Genomic DNA, 23135 nt, shown 5'->3' with positions numbered 1-23135 from the left:
GCAGGCTGCCCCCTTTTTCACTGACGCGTCACGATCAATGCACGATGGTCTGGGTGCAGATATGCCCCAGGCTGACGTACTGCACATTGTCACCACCGACGCCTACCCCCGGAAACTCAGCCAGCTCGATGCGCCAGCCGCCCTGGTTGTAGGTGGTGTCCCACTTGTACGGCACACCGGTGCTGCTGTCGTTGATGACCGTATGGTAATCGCCGAAGCAGCTGCCGATATTTGCCGTGGCCGAGGTCGCACCTGCGCTGTTGGTGGTGGCCGGATAGTCGACCCAGCGGTAGTCGAAGTCGATGAAGTGGTTGTCCACGCGCAGCACCGGCGTGACACCCAGCAACGGCGCTCCGGTGGAGTCGGACCATTGCGTGCTCCAGTTCAAAACCCGCGCGGTTTGCGTGGCCAGTGGCATTTCCGATACCGGCACACGAACGATGTTGTCACCCTTCACATCGTGGTTATTGAGGCGCGGCGTGGAGCCCAGGCTCAGCTGGTACTGCTTGGTCGCATCCTGCGCCACGTTCGGGTTGGCCCGTACGCGCACTTTGACCGTGGTGCCCGGCGCTACGCTGGGGTAGGTCGACGTCGAACCGGCCGGCACCGTGACCCAATTGACCCCGTCGAAACGGTCGAAGATCCACTGGTTGCGACTGCCGGTTTCATCACCGGCCAGGTACATACTCACGCTCTGGCCGCGCACGGCCTTGAAGTCGAAGTAATCGACATCGTTGGCGTTGTCGAGGTTACCGCTGACTTTGTTCATCGAGTCCGGCAGCACGAAGGCGGTTTGCGGCGTGTCGTTGGGTTCGTAGGCATCGATATTGGTGTCTACGGCAACGCCAAAGCTGAACTGCCCGTTGCTGGCGGCGTTGGCCACCATGTACCAGTAATAATCCCCCGCCGGCAGCACGCCATTGAGGTATTCATCGGCGTTGCCGGCGGCATCCGAAGAGCCGACCAGGCTCAGGTTGCCCTGGCCGTCGTCGAGGAACAGGTTCAGCGACATGTCGGTGCCGGCGCTCTGGTTGACCAGTTGCACTTGGATGCGCGCATTCTGCGGCAGGTTGAAGTGGTAGGCGAACTCGTTGCCGGTCTGCACCCCGTCCACGCTGTAGAGCGTGTTGATATCCAGCGTGGGGAACAACGGCTCGAACGCAGCAATGGCAGCGGCGCTCAATTGGGCCTGCGCCGGTTTTTTCAGTTCACCGACCACGGTGTCGAACGGTGCGGTTTTCACCGCCTGGGTCAGCGCCTTGGACTGGCCGGTCTTGGCGGCCTTGAGTTTTTGCTTGAGCGAGGCCGAAACCTTCGCCCCATCCAACTTGCCGCCGGGCTTGAGCGCCTTGTCGACCGCCTGCCGGACGGCCTGGGCACTGAGTTTCTGAGGGGTTTGCTCCGCCAGCGCAAAGGCCGAAACAAAGCAGGAGGCAGCCATGGCCGCGCCGAGCATAAAGGCTTTTTTCGATTTCATTTTTTATCCATCCATAGTTAAAAACTGAAGGTCAGGTGACATCCGGTCACCTGGGATGGACTGTAGGACTTTACTGTATAGATGTACAGTGTTTTTTGAAAAAAATGTGGGAGACTTCAGATTTCAATGCCGCCCCATCTACGCCAGACAGCCCCGATGATCAATGCGAGAGCCCAAATGTGACACAGGCGATAGGGCCATAGAGCCCAGCGTTTGAGAGCTAACGGAACGCAGCCCAACTCAGCCTCGGTCACAAGTCCTTCTTTCACATGGCACTTTGGCATTGAGAGGATATCGATCATCAAACCCATGCGATGAAATCTGGCGAGTCTCTGGTTACGCCCCCATTTACGTTTGTGTTCAAGAACCATTTTGTTCTTACTGAAATAACTCTCCAGCTCTTCCAGCTTTCTATGTTCGGCAAATAACATCAGTCCTAAGATGACGAAAGTAAAAACTATCAATAGAGTGATGTAGACGAGAAAAAAATCCACAGTCAAATCCACTCTGGCCACCCATGAAACCAGATATACCAAACGCAGGATGCGACAAACCAAACGCAAGCAACACGATAAGGCCACAACGCCCATCGTTTAAGCGCTAAAGGAACAGATGCCAGTTCCGCCTCAGTCACAAGACCGGCTTTCAGAAAAGCGTTGGGCGTTGACAGAATATCGATCATCAACCCCATGCGATGAAAACGGTCAATTCGCTGTTTTCTTTTCCAAAAACGTTTATGTCTACAAACTTTCTCGTTTTCACTGAAATAACTTTCCAGTTCGTCGAGTTTTGTATATTCGGCATAAAGCATCAGTCCCAAAATAACAAGCATCCCACCAAACCACACGATGGTGTAAGCAAGAAAAAGATCCATGGCTATGCGCCCTCTGGCTGGAATATCAAATCACCATTAACTTCCAGGATCTGCCCACCCAGAAACGCCCCGCCATCGCCGAACAAATTACCGCCCTCATATCCACCCGCAGCACCTCCGATAACACTACAGATCAGTTCACCACGCCCTTTAGCCGCAATATCTAAAAAGATGTTGCATGCACACCGACTTAATTTAGCGCCATTTCGACGCCGCACCATCTACGCCAAACGGACCAAGCGACGGTGCCGATAACCCAAATGAGGCCAAGGTAATAGGGCCACAACACCCAACGCTTGAGCGCTAACGGCACAGACACCAGTTCGGCTTCGGTCACGACACCTGCTTTCACATAGCGTGCTGAGTCAGACAGTAAATCAAACATCAACAACATGCGGTATTGCCTGTCGATCCAATGATTTTTTCTCCAGAATCGCTTATTGGCGCGGACCCTTTCGTTATGAGTGAAATAACTTTCCACTTCGTCGAGTTTTGTATATTCGGCAAACAGCGCCAGTCCCAAAACAACAAACGCCCCAACAAAATGCACAATGGTGAAGGCAAGAAAAAACGACACGCTTAAGCCCCCTCTGGCTCGAAGATCAAATCACCGTTAACCTCCAGGATCTTTCCACTCAGTAATGCAAGCCTACCGCCTGCCCACCCGCAGCGCCGCCAATATCTGCGCACGCCAGCACCCCTTGTCCCCTCATCGAAGCGCCCAAATGTGGATGTACAGTATTTTTTGAAAGTTATGTAAGACATTTCAGATTTCGATATCGTACCAACTGCGCCAGACAGCTCCAACGAGCAATGCAAGAGCCCAAATGTGGCACAAGCGATAGGGCCATAGAGCCCAGCGTTTGAGAGATAATGGAACGCAGGCCAACTCGGCCTCGGTCACAAGTCCTTCTTTCACATAGCACTTTGGCATTGAGAGGATATCGATCATCAAACCCATGCGATGAAATCTGGCGAGTCTCTGGTTACGCCCCATTTACGTTTGTGCTCAAGAACCATTTTGTTCTTACTGAAATAACTCTCCAGCTCTTCCAGCTTTCTATGTTCGGCAAATAACATCAGTCCTAACATGACGAAAGTAAAAACTATCAACAGAGTGATGTAGACAAGAAAAAATCCACAGTCAAATCCACTCTGACCACCCATGAAACCAGATATACCAAACGCAGGATGCGACAAACCAAACGCAAGCAACACGATAAGGCCACAACGCCCATCGTTTAAGCGCTAAAGGAACAGATGCCAGTTCCGCCTCAGTCACAAGACCGGCTTTCAGAAAAGCCTTGGGCGTTGACAGGATGTCGATCATCAACCCCATGCGATGAAAACGGTCCATTCGCTGATTTCTTTTCCAAAAACGTTTATGTCTACAAACCTTCTCGTTTTCACTGAAATAACTTTCCAGCTCGTCGAGTTTTGTATATTCGGCATAAAGTATCAGTCCCAGAACGATAAACGTCCCAACAAACACAACAATGGTGTAGACAAGAAAAAAATCCACAGTCAAGTCCACTCCGACCACCAATTGAACCAGACGTACCAAATGCCGGCAGTGACAATCCAAATATAAGAAACACAATATGGCCATAATGCCCATCGTTTAAGCGCTAAAGGGACAGATGCCAACTCAGCCTCAGTCACGAGGCTGGCTTTCAGGAAAGCCTTAGGCGTTGACAGAATATCGATCATCAACCCCATGCGATGAAAACGGTCAATTCGCTGATTTCTTTTCCAAAAACGTTTATATCTAAGGACCTTCTCGTTTTCGCTGAAGTAACTTTCCAGCTCGTCGAGTTTTGTATATTCGACAAAAAGCATCAGTCCCAAGAGGACTAATACTCCAATAAAATTCACTACAGTGAAGGCGACAAAAAACGACATGGTTAAACCCCCTCTGGCTCGAATATCAGGCTCCCGTTGACCTCCAGTATCTTTCCCCCCAGAAACGCTCCGCTATCGCCAAGTATATTGCCGCCCTCATAACCACCCGCAGCACCTCCGATAACACTACAGATGAGTTCACCACGTCCTTTAGCCGCAATACCTAAAAAGATGTTGCATGCACGCCGACTTAATTTAGCGCCGAAACTTGCAGCTCCAGCCGCCCCCGACACCGCCCCCACCAACCTCCCCGTCTCCACATACTTCGCCTTCCTGCACTGCGCCTCTCGCCCCGTCACACACGCCTCCTTGATCTCCAACCCCGCCACGCCCACATCCAGCGCCACGCCCAGATAGGTCCCCTTGCCCAACCACTTCGACATTTGCGCGGTCTCCCGAATCCGCTGTGCATACCCGGCGATCTCACCTTTATGCAGATAGCTTTTGGTCGATATTCCCAGCACCTTTTTCAACGATTCATGCCCCTGCAGCCCTGTGCCAAAACGTGCCGCGCCTTGCAGTTGCAGGTCCAGGCGGCGGAACAGGGTCTGGCGCTGTTGGATAAAGGCATCGCGGTCCAATGCACCGTCTTTCAAGCGCTGATGCAACTGCTCGATTTCTTCCAAGGTCTGCGCCACGTCATTAAGATGCCGCGCCCAGGCCGCTGTGGCGCTGCCGATGCCTATGGAGCTGTATGCCATAAAGCTTTGTAACAAGTCATAGTTGCCGATCAAGGCCTTGCCGGTGGATGAGTTCATGTCCAGGTTGCGTCGCACTACTTCGGCATGCCGCATCAACCAGGCTTCCTCGCCGGAACAACTCACGCTGTGGGGATCGGGAATAATCACCAACTGCCCCGGCGTGACCAGGCCGGGGCGCAGGTGTCGGTTCAACACATCAAAATGTTCGGAACGTTGTCGGGTCGGGGCGCTGCCCATCAGGCGGGATTTCAAGCTGTGGTAGTCCGTGGTGCGGTCGTTGATATAGCTCTGCGCCATGCCCTACATCCGGGATGCAAAGAAGATGGCGTGGAAATATAAGCAAGCGCCTACGCCCCGGACACAAGCGCAGGTGGGGTAAAGCGCATTTGGGAAGTTGCCTACTGGGTGAGGAAATAGCGCCTACGGAAACGCCCCTAATAGCCAGTCATCTCCAAGTAACCCACCCCACCGTCAAAGCGCACCGGGCCTTCCCAGTACGGAATACTCAGGTTCATCCAGGCGTTCGGGTTAAGCGCCTCGGTGGTGATGTCCAGCTGTTTGCTGGGGATCTTCAGCGACCAGCGCGTCGGTATCTGGCGCCCATCGATGGCGGTAGTGTCCAACGGCGTCAGTTGGATATCGCCATTGTGCAGGGTCTGGGTATGGCCTTCGCGGTCGATCCAGGTGCCGGTCAGGTAGGGCGCACCGTCGGTTTGCCGCACCCGGAACAGCATCAGTTGTGCGCCGCGATCCAGGTGCAGGGAGAACCAGTCCCAGCCGCTCTGGCTGGCGCTCAGCGGTTGGCTGCTCCATTCGCGGTCGAGCCAGGCGGGGCCGCTGACCTGATAGGTCTTGCCATCAATGCTTACGCTGCCCTCGGCGCTAAAAAATGGCTGGCTGTAGTAATACGACGCCTGGCCCTGATCGGATTTGCGGCTGTAGCCGTTGTCGCCCTGTAACACCAGCGGGCGCTGGGAGGTCAGGCGCAGGTCGTAGGCAAATTGCGCGCCGTGGGCCTTGAGTTGCATGTCGGTCAATGCGCGGGTGGCACCGGGGCGGCTGGCGAAATTCCAGTCATCGATCCAGGCATTGAACGGCGCCGCTTGCGCCCCGGCCTGGCCCACGCCGCCACGGGCAAAGCGTTCGGCGGCGTAGTGGCGGGTGGCGGATGTGACGGCTGCATGTCCGAGCCACAGGGTGGAGTCGTGCCAGCCCGGTCGGGCGGGCCCGGCCTTCAGGGCGTTGCGAAACAATGTCCACTGCACACCGAACTGATTGCCCTGGGCATCCTTGAGATTGGCGGTGACGTACCACCATTCGATGCGATACCCCGCGTGGGGGCCATGGTCTTCGGGAAAGCTGAAGACTTTACCGGGCACCACTTGGGCAAAGTCCGCCGCATCGCTGCCAAGGCCGGCGAAGCTTTCCGCGGGCGCAGGGGCTTTATCGCAGGCCGCCAGCAGCCACAGCACAGCCCAACACAACGACCTAACCTTCATGGGCAAATGTCCTCAACAAGTCCGCCGGACGGCTGCGATACAACTGCCACAGCGGCCAGGCCGAAGCCAGCAACGTGGCCAGCAGTGCCAAGCCCAGCAATTGCGCCAATTGCCATGGGAACACCTGCAACGGCAGGCGCCAGCCGAACGCCTGCACATTGATCACCGCGTCCAGGCACCACGCCAACAGCAGCCCCAGCGGCAGCGCCAGGCACAAGGTGAGCACCGCCAGCAGCCAGGTCTGGCCGAGGTTGAGCAGCATCAATTGTCGCCGCGTCACCCCCAGCGCCCACAACGGTGCGAGTTGACCGAGGCGGCTCTGGCTCTGGGTCAGCAAGCTGATGAACAACGCCACGCCCGCCACGCCAAGGGTCAGGCTATTGAGCGCGGCGGTGGCGGCGAAGGTGCGCTCGAACACCTGGCTCGACCAGCCCTTGAGTTGCTGCTGATCGATGATGCGGCTGTCCTCCAGGGCAAACACCCGTTGCAGGTCACGGATCAGCGCCGGCACATCGGACGGCGCGACCCGCAGGTTGAAACGCGACGGCGACAGGCCCGGCCAGTGGCTGAGCAAGTGGGTGGCATTGATCAGCAGATGGCCCTTGGGGTTGCCGTAGTCGGCGTAGATGCCCACCACCTTCGGCGTCCACGGCCCCTGCGGCGTTGACAGGTTCAGCGTGTCGCCCACGCTGACGGAAAGGCGGCGCGCCAGTTGCTCGCTGAGCATCACGCTGTCGCCGTCACGCAATTGGTCCCAAGGCGCGCGCGCCGCTTCCAGCAACGGCCAGTGCTGCCGATAGGTGGGATCGTCGACCACCCCTGACAGGTCCGCCGGCCAGCCTTGCACCTGCACCGCCACCTGCCAGGTGGGCAGTACCGCACGCACCCGTGGTTGCTGCGCCAGCCAGGTGCCCAGTTGCTCGGCCTGGGCCGGGCTTTGGGGGTTGAGGTACAGCTCGGCGGTCAGGCGTTGTTCCAGCCAATGATTGAATGTATGGCGAAAGCCCGAGGTCATGGAACCGGCACCGATATTGGCGGCCAGCGCCAACAGCACCGCCATCAGCGCCAAGCTCAGGGCCGGCAGTTGCTGACGGCAATCGGCGAGAAACCATTGGCCGAGCACCGAGCGACTGCGGCCCAGCACTGCTTTGAGCAAGCCGTTAAGCAACACCGGCAAACCCAGGGCGGCGCCCAGCAGCAACGCGGCCATCAACACAAAGCCGGCGGCCAGGCTATCGCCGCGCCACAGCGCCAACAGGGCCACCAGCAGCGCGAAGGCGGCCACATAGCCTTGACGCCGCAACCAGCGCCCGTGGGCCTCGTGCCAGGCCTGGGCATTGGCCAACGCCAGCAACGGCAGGCGCGCCGCACGCCATAGGCTACTGGCACCGGCGAGCAAGGCGCCGAGCAGGCTAACGCCCAAACCGGCCAGCCACCAGCCTGGGTTCAGGCTCAATTGCCCCGGCACTTCGGCGCCATACAGACCGCGCAGGCTGGCGGCCACATCCGGCAGCAACAGGCTGGCCAGCAGGTAACCGCTGGCCACGCCGAGCACGCCGCCGAGCAACGCCAATGCACCCAACTCCACCCCTAAGCCGACGATCAGGCAACGCGCGCTGACGCCGCAGGCACGCAAGGTGCGCAGTAACCCACGCCGCTGCTCCAGGGCCAGGCCGATGGCGGCATGCACGATAAACAGCCCGACTACGAAGGACAAAAAGCCCAGTGCGTCGAGGTTCAGGTGAAAACTGTCGGTCAGCCGCGCGAGGTTGTTGTCCTCGCCCTGCTTGAGTTGGAGCCCGGCGGGCGGCGTGGGGCGGTCGGCGGCGAAAGCGTTGTCCAGCAACAGGCGTGACAAGCGCTCGTGCATCCCCAGCAACGGCTGGGCGAAAGCGATATCCGTGAGCAACAGCCCAGGTGCCATGTCCGCTTGGGCCTGCAACGGCGGCAGGCGCTGCCCGTTCAGCGTCAAGGGTTGCTCGCCCGCTTGCAGCCCGAGGGCCTGCAAGGTTTGCGGGGCCACCCAGGTGCGGCCCGGCGGCGCGAAGAACGCCAGCATCTGCGCCTGGCTCAAGCGCTGCCCCGCCACCGCGCCACTGCCCGGCAGCGACAGCGGATCGATGCCCATCAATTGCAGGCGCAGGTCTGCATGCCCTTGAAGTTGCACCCTGCCCTGCACCACCGGCGACACCGGCCACCCGGCACGGCGCAACTGGGCAAACAGTGCCTGGGGAAAACTGGCGCCGTCCGGCATCGCGAGGCTGGCCTGGGGTTCGCCGCCGATCAATTGGCTGGCGCGGGCGTAGCTGTCGCGCGCCTGGCTGTTGAGGGCTTGCACCCCGGTCAATAACGCGGTGGCCAGCCACAGGCCGGTGAGCATGCTGAAAAACTGCACGGGATGGCGTCGCCAATGGCTGAGCAAGGCGCGCAACGTCCAATAGAACACCGCCATCTCAGACTGCTCCCGCCGCTACGACCTGGCCGCGATGCAGCACTACCTGGCGATCCAGTCGTGCAGCGAGGCGTGGGCTGTGGGTGACCATCAACAGGCTGGTGGGGCTGTCGCGCAACAGGTCGAGCATCAGTTGCAGCACCTCGTCGCTGGTGGCTTCGTCGAGGTTGCCGGTGGGCTCATCGGCCAACAACAGCCGCGGACGCGAAGCCAACGCACGCCCCACCGCGACCCGCTGCTGCTGGCCGCCCGAGAGTTGCTCCGGGTAACGCGTCAGCAAATCCCCCAGGCCCAGGCGCTCGATCAATTGCGCCTGCCAATGGGCATCGAAACGCCCCGCCAGCCGCGCCTGGAATGCCAGGTTGTCGGCCACGCGCAAACTGCCGATCAGGTTGAATTGCTGAAACACCAGGCCGATGTCCGTACGCCGCCAGTGCGCCAGTTGCGCCTCGCTCATCCGGTCCAGGCGCTGTTCGCCGATCTGGATACGGCCACTATCGACTCGATCCAACCCGGCCACCAGATGCAACAGCGTGCTCTTGCCGCTGCCCGACTCCCCCATCAACGCCAAGCTGCTGCGTGCGGCCAGGTGCAGATCGACACCGGCCAGCACCGTCAACGGGCCCTGAGGAGTGACATAGCTTTTAAACACGCCTTGCACCTGCAACATGGGAGCACTCGTTTGATGGGTGGCCATCGAGGATAACGGCTGCGGTCCGAGCCCACGCAAATTTTTCACATGGATTTCACCGGACGGCCACCCGTCACTCTTTAAATTGCCGGCCAAGCGTCATCCGTCGGCAACTTGTTAGTTGCTACGCCTGGCAACTTTTAAACGCTCCATGTTCAGCGAAAAGACAGCCGCTCTGTGACAGCTTCTGGCTCCACTCAAGGCACTCGCCAACATGTCGCGCCCAATAAATAAAACGCTGGCGACAGCGCCCAAGGTGAATGAAGTGGTTGACCTGACCCTGACCAAACCACGCGCACGCCGATACTTTCTCAAGCGCTTGTCAGCGCTCTGGCTGGGCATTACGGTAGTTGCCTTGCTGGTGACTGCTTTCATGAACTGGCCCTTATCGCCACGGGACTTGGGAGTCGGCAATCGCCTGCTGAGTTCATCGGTGTTGCCGCTCTGGCGCGATGGCGATCTGATTGTGCTGGTGCGCCACGAAGAGCGTTGCGACCGTTCGAGCAACCCGTGCCTGGGCCCCGTCGAAGGCCTGACGATTGAAGGCAGCCAACGCGCCGAACAACTCGGCAAAGCCTTTAAATCCTTGGGCATGGAAGGCAGCGACGTGCTCGCCAGCCCGACCATTCGCACCGCCCAGACCTCCCGCTTCATGTTCGACAAGACCGATGTCACCGCCAGCCAGCAAGCCGTCTGCGGCGCGGCCATGGGCGAGGAATTGCTCAGCCATAAACAGCCCGGGCGCAACCTGGTGTTCGTCACGCACAGCGGCTGCATCGCCGACTTTGAAACCCATCTGGGCTACCCCCGTGCGCGGTTTCCCGAGTACGGCAGTGCACTGTTCGTGCAAGTTCTGCCCAACGGTAAGTTCAAAACCCTGGGCATTGTTAATAACCCCGATTGGCCCGCTGCCCTCAAGCAACTTTAAGCACAGTACAACGACCGCCACAGCGTGTTCAGCAAAAAGACAGCCCTGTTCTGGCATGTTGAATTGCGTCTTTAAATCAGGACGCCATGACTCTTTCTCGCCACTTAGTGAACGCTTTGGTTCTTCCGCTATGACTTTATTAGTTCAAACGGTCTCCATAAAACGTCAAGGAGCGACGTTGCCATGCCCCGCATAAAACCGTTGCACCTGCTGTTATTGGCCTTCGCAGGGTTTTATCTGCTGCCCTTGGGCCTGCACGGTTTGTGGACGCCGGATGAAACCCGCTACGCCCAGGTCAGCCAGCAAATGCTGCTCAGCGGCAACTGGGTGGCACCGCACTTTATGGGCATGCGCTATTTCGAAAAACCCGCCGGAGGCTATTGGCTGATCGCCCTGGGCCAAGCCGTGTTTGGCCAGAACCTGTTCGGCGTGCGCATCGCCTCGGCCCTGACCAGCGGCCTGAGTGTGTTGCTGGCCTATCTGCTCGCCCGCCGCCTGTGGAATGACCCGCGCAAAAGCTTCGCCTGTGCCCTGCTCTACCTGAGCTTCGGCTTGATCGCCGGCCAAGCCGGGTATTCCAACCTCGACCCGCTTTTCACGCTGTGGGTCAACCTGAGTCTGGTCGCGTTGTGGTTTGCCCTCGACAGTCAAACACTGCCTGGCCGACTGAGCGCCTGGGCCATCGTGGGGCTTGCCTGCGCCATGGGCTTTATGACCAAGGGCTTTCTGGCCTGGACGCTGCCGGTGTTGATCGCCGTGCCCTATATGCTCTGGCAACGGCGCCTGGGGGAATTACTGCGCTACGGCCCACTGGCGGTACTGGTGGCGGCGCTGGTGTGCCTGCCGTGGGTGTGGGCGATTCATGTGCAGGAACCGGATTTCTGGCGCTTCTTTTTCTGGAACGAACATATTCGCCGCTTCAGCGCCGCGGATGCGCAGCATGTGCGGCCGTGGTGGTTTTTCCTGCCGATCATGGCTGTGGCGTGCCTGCCCTGGGCGGGGCTGTTACCCAACACCCTGCGCAAGACCTGGCAGGAAAAAAACCAGGCCCCCATTCGCTTCCTGGCCCTGTGGCTACTGCTGCCGCTGGGATTTTTCAGCCTCAGCAACGGCAAGCTGCCGACCTATATCATGCCGTGCCTGCTGCCGCTCGCCCTGCTCATGGGGCACACCTTGACCGACCTGATCAGCCAAGGCAAAGCCCGGTCGATCTGCCTTAACGGCCTGCTTAATTTCGCCATTGGCATGGCGGCGATGATCGGCCTGATTTACCTGCAAATCGCCCGACCGCTATACGGCAATAGCCATGCCGAGATGTTCAGCCTGTCCCTGACCTTTATCGTGCTGTTGGTGTGGATTCTGACCAACCTGCTGCAAGCCTTCCGCCCGTTGACGCTGTGGGCCATGCCGACCCTGGGCATCGGCCTGCTGGTGGTACTGCTGCCCGCCGGCATGCCGGCGCTGATCACCGACAATGAAATGCCCGACCAATTCGTGCAAGAACACCTGGGCGAACTGCAGCAAACCAGCGCCTTGCTGAGCAACCAACTGGAAAGCGCCAGCGCCCTCGCCTGGCGCCTGCAACGCCCTGACGTGACGTTGTACAACACCGAGGGCGAATTGCGTTACGGCCTGCAATACCCCGATGCCGCGCAGCGTAAGGTGGGCGTGGCGCAGGTTCAGGACTGGCTCAAAGAGGCCCGCCGTCACGGCCCGGTCGGCGTGCTGCTGCGGGTCGGCAGCACCAGCGAAATGGCCGAGGCTGGGCAACTGCCGCTGGGTGGTAAACGCTATAACAAAGGCTATCTGGAACTGACCCTGTACCCGCAGGTGCCCTGATGCCGTTTTTTCCTCGCAGCGAACGCGGCGCCTTGCTGTTACTGCTCGGCGTCTGTGCCCTGTTGCTGTTGTGCGGGCTCGGCGCGCGTGACCTATGGGGGCCGGAAACTCGCTGGGCGAACATTGCCTTGCAGATGTTGCAGAGCGGCGATTACTTCGACCCGTACCTCAAAGGCGCGCCGTATTACGACAAACCCCTGCCCTCCTACTGGATGATCACCGGCATGGCGCACCTGATGGGCGGCCTGGGCCCGTGGTCGCTGCGCTTACCCTCGGTCATCGCCGCGTGGTTGAGCGTGTGGCTGATCTACCTGCTCGGCGAGCGCCTGTTCCGCAAAGGCACCGGTCTGATCGCGGGCTGGATGCTCGCCACCACGTTCTACTTCCTGTTCTGGGCGCGGGTGGCCACGGCGGATGTGCTGACTCTGTGCGGCGTCCTCGCCGCCGTATGGTGGTACTGGCGTGGGCCGGACGACACACGGTTGGGACGTTACACCGTGTTCTGCCTGCTGCTGGCAGCGACGTCGCTGTTCAAAGGCTTGATCGGCGTGGTGCTGCCAGGCCTGGTGTTGCTGCCGCACCTGCTCAGCAAGCAGCGCTACAGGCAGCACCTCAACCTGCGCTTGTTACTGGCCGCACTGATTGGCGGCGCGGCATATGCGGTGCCGTTCGTGTTATCTCACCTCTACGGCGCAGCGACTTACGGCGAGAGCGGCCTAGCATTGGTGTTCCGGGAAAACGTGGTGCGCTTCTTCGATCCCTTCGACCACATGGGGCCGATCTACACCTACCTGATCTACCTGCCCGCCTACACCCTGCCCTGGACGCCGTGCTGGCTGCTGGGTCTGTGGCTGGCCGTGCGGCACTGGCGCCATACGCCTGCCAATGTGCGCTGGCTGGTTTGGGGCTTGGGTCTGTTATTTGTGTTTTTCACCGCCAGCGGCAGCCGACGCAGTTACTACGTGCTGCCGCTGGTGCCATTCGCCCAGCTGTTGGCCGCTTGGTGGTTGAGCGAACGCCTGGCGAAAACGCCGGCCAGTGGGACGCGCTGGCGCAAGGGTTTCGCCATCGCCGCCGTGGTGATGCTCGGTGTGCTTGGCGTGGCCTACCCCTGGAGCAACGGCAATGGCGGCGTCACCCGCTTTGCCGAGGATGTACGCACCGAGGCGGTCAAAACCGCGCCGTGGGATCAATGGCAGATGGTCATGTTGGAAGTCGACAACAAGGTGCCCCTGTACCTGCAAAACCAAGGCAACGCGTTCTACTACGTCAGCCAGGCCCAAAACTTCCCGCGTCAAGGCGACAGCGCCGCGTTCATGGCGTGGCTGGACACCACCAGCGGCCGGCACTTCGACCCACAGCGCACGATTATCGTCACAGCGTTCTCCAAGGACGACCCGATGCCGCTGGCTTACCTCGCCGCAGACCATCAGATCATCACGACACAACCGGATAACGGCGAACGGCTGTTTCAGGTGCGCGAGGACGGCAGCAGGGCGTTCATTCCTCGCCCGCCCTGAGGTGGACGGTCGAGCTGATCTACTGTCCCTGATATCCAAACGAATGGATCGGCGCTTTTGATGCTTGAATGCTGAAACGATTAAAGCCCTGTAGGAAATTGGCTAGTAATTGGCGAGGACAACGTGAACAAAGGAATCTTTTCTTTAAAATTTTTTGTATATATTTCAAATACTTAAATAAATATAAAAACCTGACCTACTAAACCCTATCCGGAAACACCCCTTAGAAGCGTCGAATTAATGACGTGGTTTTTATGGCACGTTGTGTACCTCGTTTCAGCTGGATAAGTAGGATTAGGCCCTTATGTTTCAAGCAAACTCCCCGGGCGACCATTAACGGTGCTCGACCTCGACGATCAACGGGCCATGGATGCCCAGCCCTACGCCCCTCAGAGCCCACACTTTTATGCGCAACTGGGCGAGGTGATAACCCACAGCGGGCACGCCCATTTCGCCGACCATCTGCTGCATCTGGTAAACCGATGGGTGCCTACCCAGTGGGTCGATCTCAGCCAATGGGCGTTTGACGAATTGCCCGAGCGCGTCCTCGATATCACACGGCTGGGCAGCGCCGGCCACCCGCAGGCACGGCCGCCACGCCTGCCCTCGGCGAAGGACCACCCCTTGGTGCGAGCCATGCTCGACATGCAGGACCCGCTGCTGATCCAGCTGAACCCCAGAATCAATAACCTGCACCAGTGCCATCTGGTATCGCGCCACGGCAACCAACGCTGGGTGATCTCGCTGTTCCGGCCCTACACCGAACACGGGTTTTCCCTGACGCAGTTGTCATTCCTCAAGTGCCTGTCGGATACCCTTCTACCGTTGCTCGAACACCACGCCCAACTGCTGCGTCAGGCGCCGCGCAAAACCGATCACGCGCTGCCGGAACAATCGCAGCTGCAGCAGGCGTTCTACCGGCGCTTGTCTCTAGAGAACATCAGCCTATCGGCGCGCGAGCAGGAGGTGTGCCTGGGCCTGCTGACCGGCAGTACCGTGCCGCAGTTGGCGGAAAAACTCAGTGTGAAGAACAGCACGATCGAAACCTACCTCAAACGCGCCGGCGCCAAGCTGGGCATGAGCGGCCGGCATGGTCTGGCCAAGTGGATGATAGGCGCCGGTGAGTCTGGATACGGTAAGCGTTGACGCAGTCTGCACTGGACTAATGGGGTGAGCGATCACCGCATCGCCATACTGAACGGCGAAAATTCCGCAAACCGCCAGCGCAAGGCCAATGCCGCCGGGCGCCGAACCATGTGCTCCACGGTCACTGTCCACACGCGCTGGGCGCCTTCGAACAGCGCCACTTGCGGCCCGTCCAGGATCAGCGTGGTGCGCCCGACAAGCTGCAACACATCCCCCGTGTCGAAATCGATAAACAACAGCCCTGCCACCGGGTTGGCCGCCAGGTTGCCCAAAGTGTTGAAGAACAGGTTGCCGGCGTAGTCGGGGATGGTCAGCACGTTGCCGTCGACGCGCACGAAACCGGTATTGCCGCCCCGGTGGGAAACATCCACCGCGCGCTCGCTGTCGGTGTCGACGTAACTGGCGACGAAGAAGGTGTCGGCGCTGCGAATCAGGTGCTGCGCGGCGGCGTCCAAGTGATCATAACGCTCAACCGCACTGCCCGGTTTGCGGGCGACGCCTTCGACCGGGCGCAATTGGATGTACTTGGGGCAATTACCGAAGGTGTGCACCACGTCCACCGACAATCCTTCGTGGTCAAGGGCACCGATGCGGCCGTTCATGCGATTGCGACGACGGGTATTGAGGTCGATGCCGAGTACGCCCACCGACGCGCCCTGATGCAGCCCCGCACGGGCCGGATCGCCCGCCGAGGGCAGGCTGTCGATCTGCAAGCGCTGCGGGTCGGGCGAATGCACAAAGCCCGGCGCACCTTCCACCAGGGTCGCCCAGGGAAGGCCTTGCGCATCCACCGCGCCCAGCACCAGGTACGGCAGCAAGGGGTAGAAATCCCGGTGCTGTTCGGGCAAGTGGTCGCGAATCACCTTGGGCCCGACCATCGCCATGCGCTCGGCAACGCCGGCGCTGTGCTGCATCTGCCGCTCGCCGGCATGCCAAGGGGACTGTTCGATCGGGTTCATAGGGTCACCTCCATTAGGGATAGGCGAATGCTGCGCCCCGATACGCGACGGGGGAATCACCACCTCCGGCAATCCACTGTTACGCCAACTGAAATGCCGGATGCCCGCGCAGCGCGCTCACACAGTGTTCGACAAAACTGCGCACGCGCATCGGCGCCTGCCTGCCCTCGCGGTACACCACCTGCACCGGCAGCGGTGGTCCGTCGAAGTCCGGCAGCACACGGCGCAGGGCGCCGCTGAGCAAATGCTCATGCACCGGATAACTGAGGCAGTGCAACAACCCTGCGCCCTGTACGGCGGCATTGATCGCGCCTTGCACCGTGGAACAGGCCAGACGCGCGCGGGTGCGGAACGGATCATAAGAGGCGGGGCTGGCGATCAAGCGATGCTGCTTGAGTTCATCGGGGTGGGTGGGTTCACCGTGGGCAGCCAGGTAATCGGGGCTTGCGCACAGAATGGGTCGCACCTGGCCCAAAGGACGCGCGATCAGCGCTGAGTTGGGCAATTCGCCCACCAGGATCGCCACATCCAGCCCCTCCTCGTACAGGTTAGGGTGAGGGTCCTGATAGCGCACCAGCAAGCGCATGTCGCGGTAGTGCGCCAAATAGTCGGCCAATACCGGCGCCATCACGTAGCGGCTGAACAGTAACGGCAAACACACCCGCAGGCTGCCCTGAACCTGCATCTGCAAGCCCTTGGCCGAGGCTTCGGCGGCGTCGACGGCGGCCAGCAACCGTACGCAATCGGCTAGGTAGGCAGCGCCGGCAGTGGTGAGGCTGACGCCGCGGGTGCTGCGCTGCAACAACGCCACGCGCAGGCGCGCCTCCAAACGGGCAATGGCGCGCACCAAGGTCGGGCCGGACACCCGTGCAGCGCGCGCCGCCGACGCCAGGCTCGGTTGCCCAGCCAGCGCGGCGAACAACTGCATATCGCGATAACGCTCCATCAAAGCGAGTGCCGGTCGGACGGGTTCAGCGCAGCATCCTGGCTCAGGCGCTGGCTGAGAAAGTCGACAAAGGTGTTGACCCTGGCCGGCACGCGCCCACGGTTGTGGAACACCACCTGGATCGGCAGCGGCGGCGGCTCGAAGGCGTCCAGTACAATCTCCAGCTCACCAGCCGCGACCGCCGCCGCGACCTGATACGACAGCACCCGCGTCATCCCCCAGCCTAGGCGCGCCAGATGGATCGCCGCGTTATTCGCCGAGACCACCAGGCGTGGAGTAATCGGCACCGTCAGCGAGCGACCGCCGTCGACGAATTGCCATTCGCTGACCACTTGGCTGGCGGACGAGGTGGCAATCGTAGCCTCGCGCAACTGCCCGGGATGTTCGGGCCGGCCATGCCGCTCCAGATAGCCCGGCGCAGCACACACCACGCGGCGCACTTCGCCGACTTTTAGCGCCCGCTGCCCCGGCTCATGCAGATGGCCGATACGCACGGCCACGTCGACACCTTCATCGGCCATGTTCACCACACGATCGACCAGCAGCGCGCTGATCGTCACCTGGGGGAATCGGTCGAGGTATTCGCCCAACAGCGGCGCCACATACAGCTCGCCGAACAGCACCGGGGCGGTCACCGTCAGGTGGCCCCAGGGGCTGGCGTAACTGCCCGCCGCCGCCTCCTCGGCCTCGTCCAACTCGGCGAGGATGCGTCGGCAATCTTCCAAATAACGCTGGCCGGCTTCAGTCAGGTGCAGGCTGCGGGTGGTGCGCGCCAGCAGCTGTGTGCCGAGGCGTTGTTCCATCGCGGCGATGGCACGGGTCACGCTGGGGGGCGACGTATTTAACCGCCGTGCTGCCGCAGCGAAGCCCTGCTCCTCGGCCACCGCCAGAAAAACCTGCATTTCATGAAATCGGTCCATTGACGCTCCCTAGCTCGATTGCAAACCGACGGCTGTGCGCGGCATACCGACAAAACCCGGCAGGGCTTCGATGCGCCCCAACCAGGCGCGTACCTGAGGGTAGTCGGCCAACGACACATTGCCTTCCGGCGCGTGAGCCACGTAACTGTAGAACGCCACATCGGCAATGCTCGGCTGCTCGCCCACCAAAAACGATGTCTGACTCAGTTGCTGCTCCAACAGGCTCAACAACCCATGAGCCCGGCTGATGGCCAACGGCGCATCCACATCGGCGCCAAACACCACCGCCAGCCGCGCGGTGGCAGGCCCTGCGTGCAGCGGCCCGGCGGCGGCCGACAGCCAGCGCTGGACCCGCGCCTGCCCCACCGGGTCACTCGGCAGCCATTGGCCGTTACCGTATCGGCTCGCCAGGTACACCAGGATCGCATTGGAATCGGCCAGCACCACGCCGCCGTCATCGATGGCCGGCACCTGACCGAAACTGTTGATATTGGCCAGAAACGCCGCGCTTTTATGCGCGCCTTGCTTGAGGTCGACCAGGATAAATTCACTGGGCAGCCCCAACAGCGACAACATCAGCTCGACTCGATGGGAGTGGCCGGACAACGGAAAACCGTAGAGTTTGATCGCAGGCTGAGACATGACAGGCTCCAAAAAAGTAGTGGGTAGGCAGCGCTGACCATCTTCCAGCGCTGCTGCCACCGATGGAATCACCACGGTTCACAATCGAGCATTTCATCTGGCGAAACAATGCCCATCCACATATATCCGGCAGCCAGGTGCAGCAGGCGCATCGAGGTTTCATGGAAAAAATTCAAACTATCGCCAACTGCATGGCTCAGAACTTCACGTTCAACGTTTAGCAGGAGGCGACATGCAGTATCGACAACTGGGCCATTCGGGTCTGCTGGTATCCGAAATCATCCTGGGCACCGTACCGTTTGGCGGCCGCGCCGAGTTTGAGAAATGCGGCAGCGTCGACGTGCCCCAGGCCAGGCGCATGTTCGACATCGCGTTCGACGCCGGGGTAAACATGGTCGACACCGCCGACCTCTATTCCCATGGCTTGGCCGAGGAAGTGGTCGGCAAGGCGCTTGGCGACAAGCGCAACGACATCCTGCTGGCCACCAAAGGGCGCAGCCCGGTGGACAACAACAACCCGAACAACTCCGGCTCGTCGCGCTATCACTTGATCCGAGCCTGTGAAGCCAGTTTGAAGCGCCTGGGCACCGACCATATCGACCTGTATCAGCTGCACAACTGGGACGGTATGACGCCCATCGAGGAAACCCTCGAAGCCCTGCGCTTGTTGGTGGGTTCGGGCAAGATCCGCTATTTCGGCACCAGCAATTTCACGGCCTGGCAAATGATGAAAACCCTGGGCAAAGCCGAGTTGCACGGCATGCTCAAACCCATCACGCAACAGATCTACTACACACCGGAATCCCGCGAGGCCGAGTACGAATTACTGCCGCTGGCCCTCGATCAGCACGTTGGCACCCTGGTGTGGGGACCGATGGGCGAAGGTCTGTTGACCGGCTCCACCCGCCGAGGGCAAAAGCCGCCGGCCAATACCCGCCAGGGCAGCGACTGGCCGGAACCCTACGTGCATGATCATGAGCGCGCGCTGGACATCATCGAAACCCTCGCCGCGGTAGGCGACGAGCACGGCGTCTCGGTGGCGCGTACGTGCCTGGCGTGGCTCAAGGATCGTCCGGGCATCACCTCGTTGATCGTCGGCGCGCGCACCGAGGAACACCTGCGCGATAACCTGGCGGCCACCGAGTTGAAGCTCACCGAGGCGCAATCCTCCCGCATCGAAGCCGTGACACGGCGCCAGCCGTTATACCCGTACTGGCACCGCTTCACTGCCGGGATCGATCGCTTTGATCCGGCCGAACAGCCGTTCTTGGCCGAACACCGCAAGACCCTGGACGCGCGCCAGGACAAGTAAGGCAAGGCGGCCCTCTGCGTGAGGGCCGCCTTGCAATCGCCTGCCATGCTGCCTATATTTGCGGCCTGGCGCGATCCACGCCACCTTCCGCGGAAAGGGCTGCGCCCAGGACACCGCAACACCCATCCGATTGCTACGACTCCCCACCTGACAGCGGAAAAAGGTAAGCCCAGGAGCTCGTATGTCGCCACGTCCCGTCACCTCCACCACCGATGGTCGCCTCAACCTTGAGCAGCAGCGCAAGCGCGCCAAGGAATTGCTGCCGCATCTCAAAGCCCAAGACCCCGGTGCAACCTTGTCCCAGGCCCAATGGCAGATCGCCAAGCAGTTGGGGTTCAGCAGTTGGCCCAAGCTCAAGGCCCATGTCGACGCCCTCGACTTTGCCGCGCGCCATCCCGATTTCCACGCCAGTGATGAAGCCCGCACCACCCATTGGCGCTGCGGCAGCGACATCGCCCACACCTTGCAACTGGCCGGGTTCCAGGGCCAGTTCCGCATGCTCACCGACCCGCTGTGCATGGGCCCGGTACGCGACCTGCCCGCCGAGGCGTTTCGCGCTCTACGCAGCGCCTTTATCAGCCAGGCCTTCGCCCTGGACTTGGCCACCGTGGCGCGCCGGGTCGACGATGAATACCAGCAATTGCAGGCGCTGGCCGACGACACGCCGAGTGTGTTGTGGTGCGAAGCGGACGCGTATGACCAGCTGTTCCTGATCCGTGTCCTGGCCGGCCTGGACCGTGCTCCGCGCCAATTGGAGTTGATTGAAGTGGCGCAGATTCCAGGCGTCGAACGCTTTATCGGCATCGGCCAACTGGCCCCGGACGTGCTCGCCTGGCTGTGGCCACAGCGGCGCTTGATCGGTGACGACGCGGTGCAGCTGGCCAAACAGGCCTGGTCGGCCTATTGCGATCCGTCACCGCTCAAACTGGCGCAACTGGCACACGCCCATCACCCCGCCCTGCCCTTGCTGGGCCCGGCCTTGTTGCGTCAGTTGCAAGAATTGCCTGGCGCCCAGGACGGCCTGTCGCTGACCGAGCGCCTGGCCTTGACCAGCCTCGCCGACACCGGGCCCATGCCCTTCGGGCGTGTATTCGCCGAACTGATGGCCAAGCGCGAACCACTGCCGTTTCTGGGCGACATGATGTTCCATGCGCTGCTCCGCCCGCTCATCGATGGCGCGCAACCGTTACTTACCGAAAGCGCAACACAACTGGAATGGCCCCGTCGCGTGCTGACGCTGACGCCCCTGGGCCATCAGGTGCTCAGCGGCCAAGCCTATTGGCTCGACCACGCCTCACACGAACGCTGGGTCGGCGGCACTTGCATCCGCCCCGGCGAGCCGCACTGGGTGATTGACCACGCGCTGCGGCCAGTCTGGAAGACCTAAGAAAATAGGTTTTTTTGTGGTGAGCGGGCTTGCCCCGCGCTGGGCCGCGAAGCGGCCCCCAAACCAAGCCCCTCGGTGTGCCCGATAAAAACACAGTGTCTGGAGTGGGGCTGCTTCGCAGCCCAGCGCAGGGCAAGCCTGCTCACCACAGCGTGATGAGCCAGCCTTTATGATTGGCTTAGATATCTACACATCTGCGGCGAAAACAAAACCCGAGAAAATGAGCTTTCTGTGATGAGCGGGCTTGCCCCGCGCTGGGCCGCGAAGCAGCCCCCAAACCAAGCACCTCGGTGTGCCCGATAAAAACACAGTCTCTGGAGTGGGGCTGCTTTGCAGCCCAGCGCAGGGCAAGCCTGCTCACCACAGCGCTATATCTCAGCCTTTATGATTTGCTTAGATATCTACACATCTGCAGTGAAAACAAAACCCAAGAAAATGAGGTTTCTGTGGTGAGCGGGCTTGCCCCGCGCTGGGCTGCGAAGCGGCCCCCAAACCAAGCCCCTCGGTGTGCCCGATAAAAACACAGTGTCTGGAGTGGGGCTGCTTCGCAGCCCAGCGAGGGGCAAGCCCGCTCATACATGGACGCCCCCAGTATGCCAAGCACTCAATTCGTGAAAACACAGACGGGATAAGGTTGCAGCCATACATCCGGACTTTAAGTGAGGCGGTGCCTCTGTCCCTGATGGAATTCGCTGATCGGGCTCTTATCACTACAACGCGCTCGAAGCGCTGTGAGCAGGGCAGAGTTACCCGATCCCGGTCCTACCTGTCTTGCCATCACGTCATGATCGCCTGAGCAACCTTGGAAGTACTCCTTCTAACGCATCACTTTTTCATTCCACCGGGCCGGCTACGCCACCGTTACGTCGGGGGTGTAGTCGGGTCGGAACTTGGTGCCATGGGCCAATAATGCCCAGGCTATCCGGGCCGTTTTATTAGCCTGGGCAACGACAGCAACGTTGGTGTGACGACGAGCCAATAACCCCTTCAGCCAATCCGCCGAAGGATCTGTCTTGCTCTCCACCACTCGAACCATCGAGCGTGCGCCGTGAATCAGCAAGGTGCGTAAATAACCATCGCCCCGTTTACTGATCCCCAACAACGTGGGCTTGCCTCCGCTGGAGTGTTGTCGCGGCACTAACCCCAACCATGCCGCCATTTGCCGACCGTTACTGAAGTTTTTCGCGTCACCCACTGACGCCACTAGCGCGGTTGCAGTGAGCGGGCCAACGCCTGGGATTTCTGCCAGGCGGCAGCTGCCTTCATTGCTGCGATGCCATTGTTGAATCTCTCGTTCCAACTCGACGACCTGTCGATCCAGCTCTTTGAAATGCTCCATCAAGCGCTGCATCAGTTGGCGTAACGATCCAGGAAGAGCGTTTTCATGATCTTCCAAAATATCCGGCAAACGCTCGACGATATGTCGAATGCCCTGAGGCAAGACCACGCCAAATTCTCCAAGGAGCCCACGAATCGAATTAGCTTGTGCCGTTCTGGCCTTTACAAACCCTTGCCGTGCGCAATGCACCGCCAAAATAGCTTGCTGCTCTACCGTCTTGATCGGCACAAAGCGCATGTTGGGCCGAGTAACGGCTTCACAGATCGCTTCTGCGTCAGCTACATCGTTTTTGTTCGACTTCACGTAGGGCTTCACAAATTGCGGAGCCATTAACTTGACCGTATGACCAAGTGCCTGCAGTTTTCTTGCCCAATAGTGGGCTCCGCCACATGCCTCCATGCCCACTAGGCAGGGCTCCAGGTTGGCAAAAAAAGGGACAACCTGCTCACGTTTAAGCCGCTTCCTTAGTGCTGTTTTTCCTTGTTGATCGATCGCGTGAAGTTGAAACACGGTTTTTGCCAAGTCAACCGAAACAGTCGTAAGCTGCATGAGGACGCTCCCTTCCGCTAAGTGTGGGTAACACTTTAACTTTGGCACATAG

21 protein-coding genes are annotated in these 23135 nt (G+C 60.2%); 6 read left to right on the top strand and 15 right to left on the bottom strand.

Translation table 11 applies throughout. The features are described 5' to 3' along the window. Positions 1 to 34: 34 nt before the first annotated feature. The 10 genes from K1567_RS26555 to K1567_RS26510 form a co-directional block, all read right to left on the bottom strand. Positions 35 to 1477 carry a hypothetical protein gene (locus tag K1567_RS26555; RefSeq protein ID WP_034098972.1) on the bottom strand — a complete coding sequence of 481 codons (1443 nt, stop codon included), beginning with the start codon at positions 1475 to 1477 and terminating at the stop codon, positions 35 to 37. A gap of 116 nt (positions 1478 to 1593) precedes the next feature. Then, positions 1594 to 1971, bottom strand: a complete 378-nt coding sequence (locus K1567_RS26550) for a hypothetical protein (protein ID WP_034111018.1) — start codon at positions 1969 to 1971, stop codon at positions 1594 to 1596. 2 nt (positions 1972 to 1973) lie between these two features. Further along, the gene (locus K1567_RS26545; protein ID WP_047882612.1) at positions 1974 to 2351 is read right to left on the bottom strand and encodes a hypothetical protein; all 378 of its coding nucleotides are present in this window, start codon (positions 2349 to 2351) and stop codon (positions 1974 to 1976) included. A gap of 190 nt (positions 2352 to 2541) precedes the next feature. Further along, the gene (locus K1567_RS26540; protein ID WP_034115644.1) at positions 2542 to 2928 is read right to left on the bottom strand and encodes a hypothetical protein; all 387 of its coding nucleotides are present in this window, start codon (positions 2926 to 2928) and stop codon (positions 2542 to 2544) included. Positions 2929 to 3495: 567 nt separating this feature from the next. Beyond that, positions 3496 to 3873, bottom strand: coding sequence for a hypothetical protein (locus K1567_RS26535; RefSeq protein ID WP_047882636.1), 378 nt, complete (start codon positions 3871 to 3873; stop codon positions 3496 to 3498). A 2-nt stretch (positions 3874 to 3875) separates the two neighbouring features. Next, positions 3876 to 4253 carry a hypothetical protein gene (locus tag K1567_RS26530; protein ID WP_034111024.1) on the bottom strand — a complete coding sequence of 126 codons (378 nt, stop codon included), beginning with the start codon at positions 4251 to 4253 and terminating at the stop codon, positions 3876 to 3878. 2 nt (positions 4254 to 4255) lie between these two features. Then, the gene (locus tag K1567_RS26525) at positions 4256 to 5251 is read right to left on the bottom strand and encodes a hypothetical protein (protein WP_034111025.1); all 996 of its coding nucleotides are present in this window, start codon (positions 5249 to 5251) and stop codon (positions 4256 to 4258) included. Positions 5252 to 5388: 137 nt separating this feature from the next. Beyond that, entirely contained in the window at positions 5389 to 6453 is a 1065-nt protein-coding gene (locus K1567_RS26520; protein WP_220699004.1) for a lipocalin-like domain-containing protein, read from the bottom strand. Next, positions 6443 to 8905 carry an FtsX-like permease family protein gene (locus tag K1567_RS26515; RefSeq protein WP_220699003.1) on the bottom strand — a complete coding sequence of 821 codons (2463 nt, stop codon included), beginning with the start codon at positions 8903 to 8905 and terminating at the stop codon, positions 6443 to 6445. Before K1567_RS26515 ends, K1567_RS26520 begins: the two co-directional genes overlap by 11 nt. A 1-nt stretch (position 8906) precedes the next feature. Next, complete coding sequence (locus K1567_RS26510) at positions 8907 to 9575, bottom strand: ABC transporter ATP-binding protein (RefSeq protein ID WP_034098980.1); 669 nt, start codon at positions 9573 to 9575, stop codon at positions 8907 to 8909. A gap of 235 nt (positions 9576 to 9810) precedes the next feature. On the opposite strand from K1567_RS26510, the gene K1567_RS26505 reads away from it, so the two are divergent. The 4 genes from K1567_RS26505 to K1567_RS26490 all read left to right on the top strand — a co-directional run bounded on the left by K1567_RS26505 (position 9811) and on the right by K1567_RS26490 (position 15029). Then, positions 9811 to 10524: a histidine phosphatase family protein gene (locus K1567_RS26505; protein ID WP_220699002.1), complete on the top strand. Its 714-nt coding sequence runs from the start codon at positions 9811 to 9813 to the stop codon at positions 10522 to 10524. A 183-nt stretch (positions 10525 to 10707) separates the two neighbouring features. Further along, on the top strand, positions 10708 to 12363 hold the full coding sequence (gene arnT / locus K1567_RS26500) for a lipid IV(A) 4-amino-4-deoxy-L-arabinosyltransferase (RefSeq protein WP_169868523.1): 1656 nt from the start codon (positions 10708 to 10710) through the stop codon (positions 12361 to 12363). Continuing rightward, complete coding sequence (locus K1567_RS26495; protein WP_169903406.1) at positions 12363 to 13883, top strand: glycosyltransferase family 39 protein; 1521 nt, start codon at positions 12363 to 12365, stop codon at positions 13881 to 13883. The genes arnT and K1567_RS26495 overlap by 1 nt, the downstream gene beginning before the upstream one ends. A gap of 366 nt (positions 13884 to 14249) precedes the next feature. Beyond that, positions 14250 to 15029, top strand: a complete 780-nt coding sequence (locus K1567_RS26490; RefSeq protein WP_034098983.1) for a helix-turn-helix transcriptional regulator — start codon at positions 14250 to 14252, stop codon at positions 15027 to 15029. 32 nt (positions 15030 to 15061) lie between these two features. On the opposite strand, the gene K1567_RS26485 is transcribed toward K1567_RS26490, so the two are convergent. The 4 genes from K1567_RS26485 to K1567_RS26470 form a co-directional block, all read right to left on the bottom strand. Next, positions 15062 to 15988: a pyridoxamine 5'-phosphate oxidase family protein gene (locus tag K1567_RS26485; RefSeq protein ID WP_220699001.1), complete on the bottom strand. Its 927-nt coding sequence runs from the start codon at positions 15986 to 15988 to the stop codon at positions 15062 to 15064. A 79-nt stretch (positions 15989 to 16067) separates the two neighbouring features. Continuing rightward, positions 16068 to 16934 (bottom strand): LysR substrate-binding domain-containing protein, encoded by an 867-nt coding sequence (locus K1567_RS26480; protein WP_034111037.1) that lies wholly within the window; start codon positions 16932 to 16934, stop codon positions 16068 to 16070. Further along, positions 16934 to 17854, bottom strand: coding sequence for a LysR family transcriptional regulator (locus K1567_RS26475; protein ID WP_220699000.1), 921 nt, complete (start codon positions 17852 to 17854; stop codon positions 16934 to 16936). The genes K1567_RS26480 and K1567_RS26475 overlap by 1 nt, the downstream gene beginning before the upstream one ends. Positions 17855 to 17863: 9 nt before the next feature. Next, entirely contained in the window at positions 17864 to 18496 is a 633-nt protein-coding gene (locus tag K1567_RS26470) for a glutathione S-transferase family protein (RefSeq protein ID WP_034111040.1), read from the bottom strand. 232 nt (positions 18497 to 18728) lie between these two features. On the opposite strand from K1567_RS26470, the gene K1567_RS26465 reads away from it, so the two are divergent. Together K1567_RS26465 and K1567_RS26460 are read left to right on the top strand one after the other, a co-directional pair. Beyond that, positions 18729 to 19808 carry an aldo/keto reductase gene (locus K1567_RS26465; protein ID WP_034111042.1) on the top strand — a complete coding sequence of 360 codons (1080 nt, stop codon included), beginning with the start codon at positions 18729 to 18731 and terminating at the stop codon, positions 19806 to 19808. Between the two features lie 181 nt (positions 19809 to 19989). Then, positions 19990 to 21195 carry a DUF1835 domain-containing protein gene (locus tag K1567_RS26460; protein ID WP_034111044.1) on the top strand — a complete coding sequence of 402 codons (1206 nt, stop codon included), beginning with the start codon at positions 19990 to 19992 and terminating at the stop codon, positions 21193 to 21195. A gap of 850 nt (positions 21196 to 22045) precedes the next feature. Here K1567_RS26460 and K1567_RS26455 read toward each other — a convergent pair. Beyond that, the gene (locus tag K1567_RS26455) at positions 22046 to 23083 is read right to left on the bottom strand and encodes an IS110 family transposase (protein WP_099311725.1); all 1038 of its coding nucleotides are present in this window, start codon (positions 23081 to 23083) and stop codon (positions 22046 to 22048) included. Positions 23084 to 23135 lie beyond the last annotated feature (52 nt).

Origin of the sequence: Pseudomonas sp. S5F11, assembly GCF_019641515.1 — a bacterium.
GTDB lineage: Bacteria > Pseudomonadota > Gammaproteobacteria > Pseudomonadales > Pseudomonadaceae > Aquipseudomonas > Aquipseudomonas rhodesiae.
This window is presented reverse-complemented; position numbering and strand designations above follow the sequence as displayed.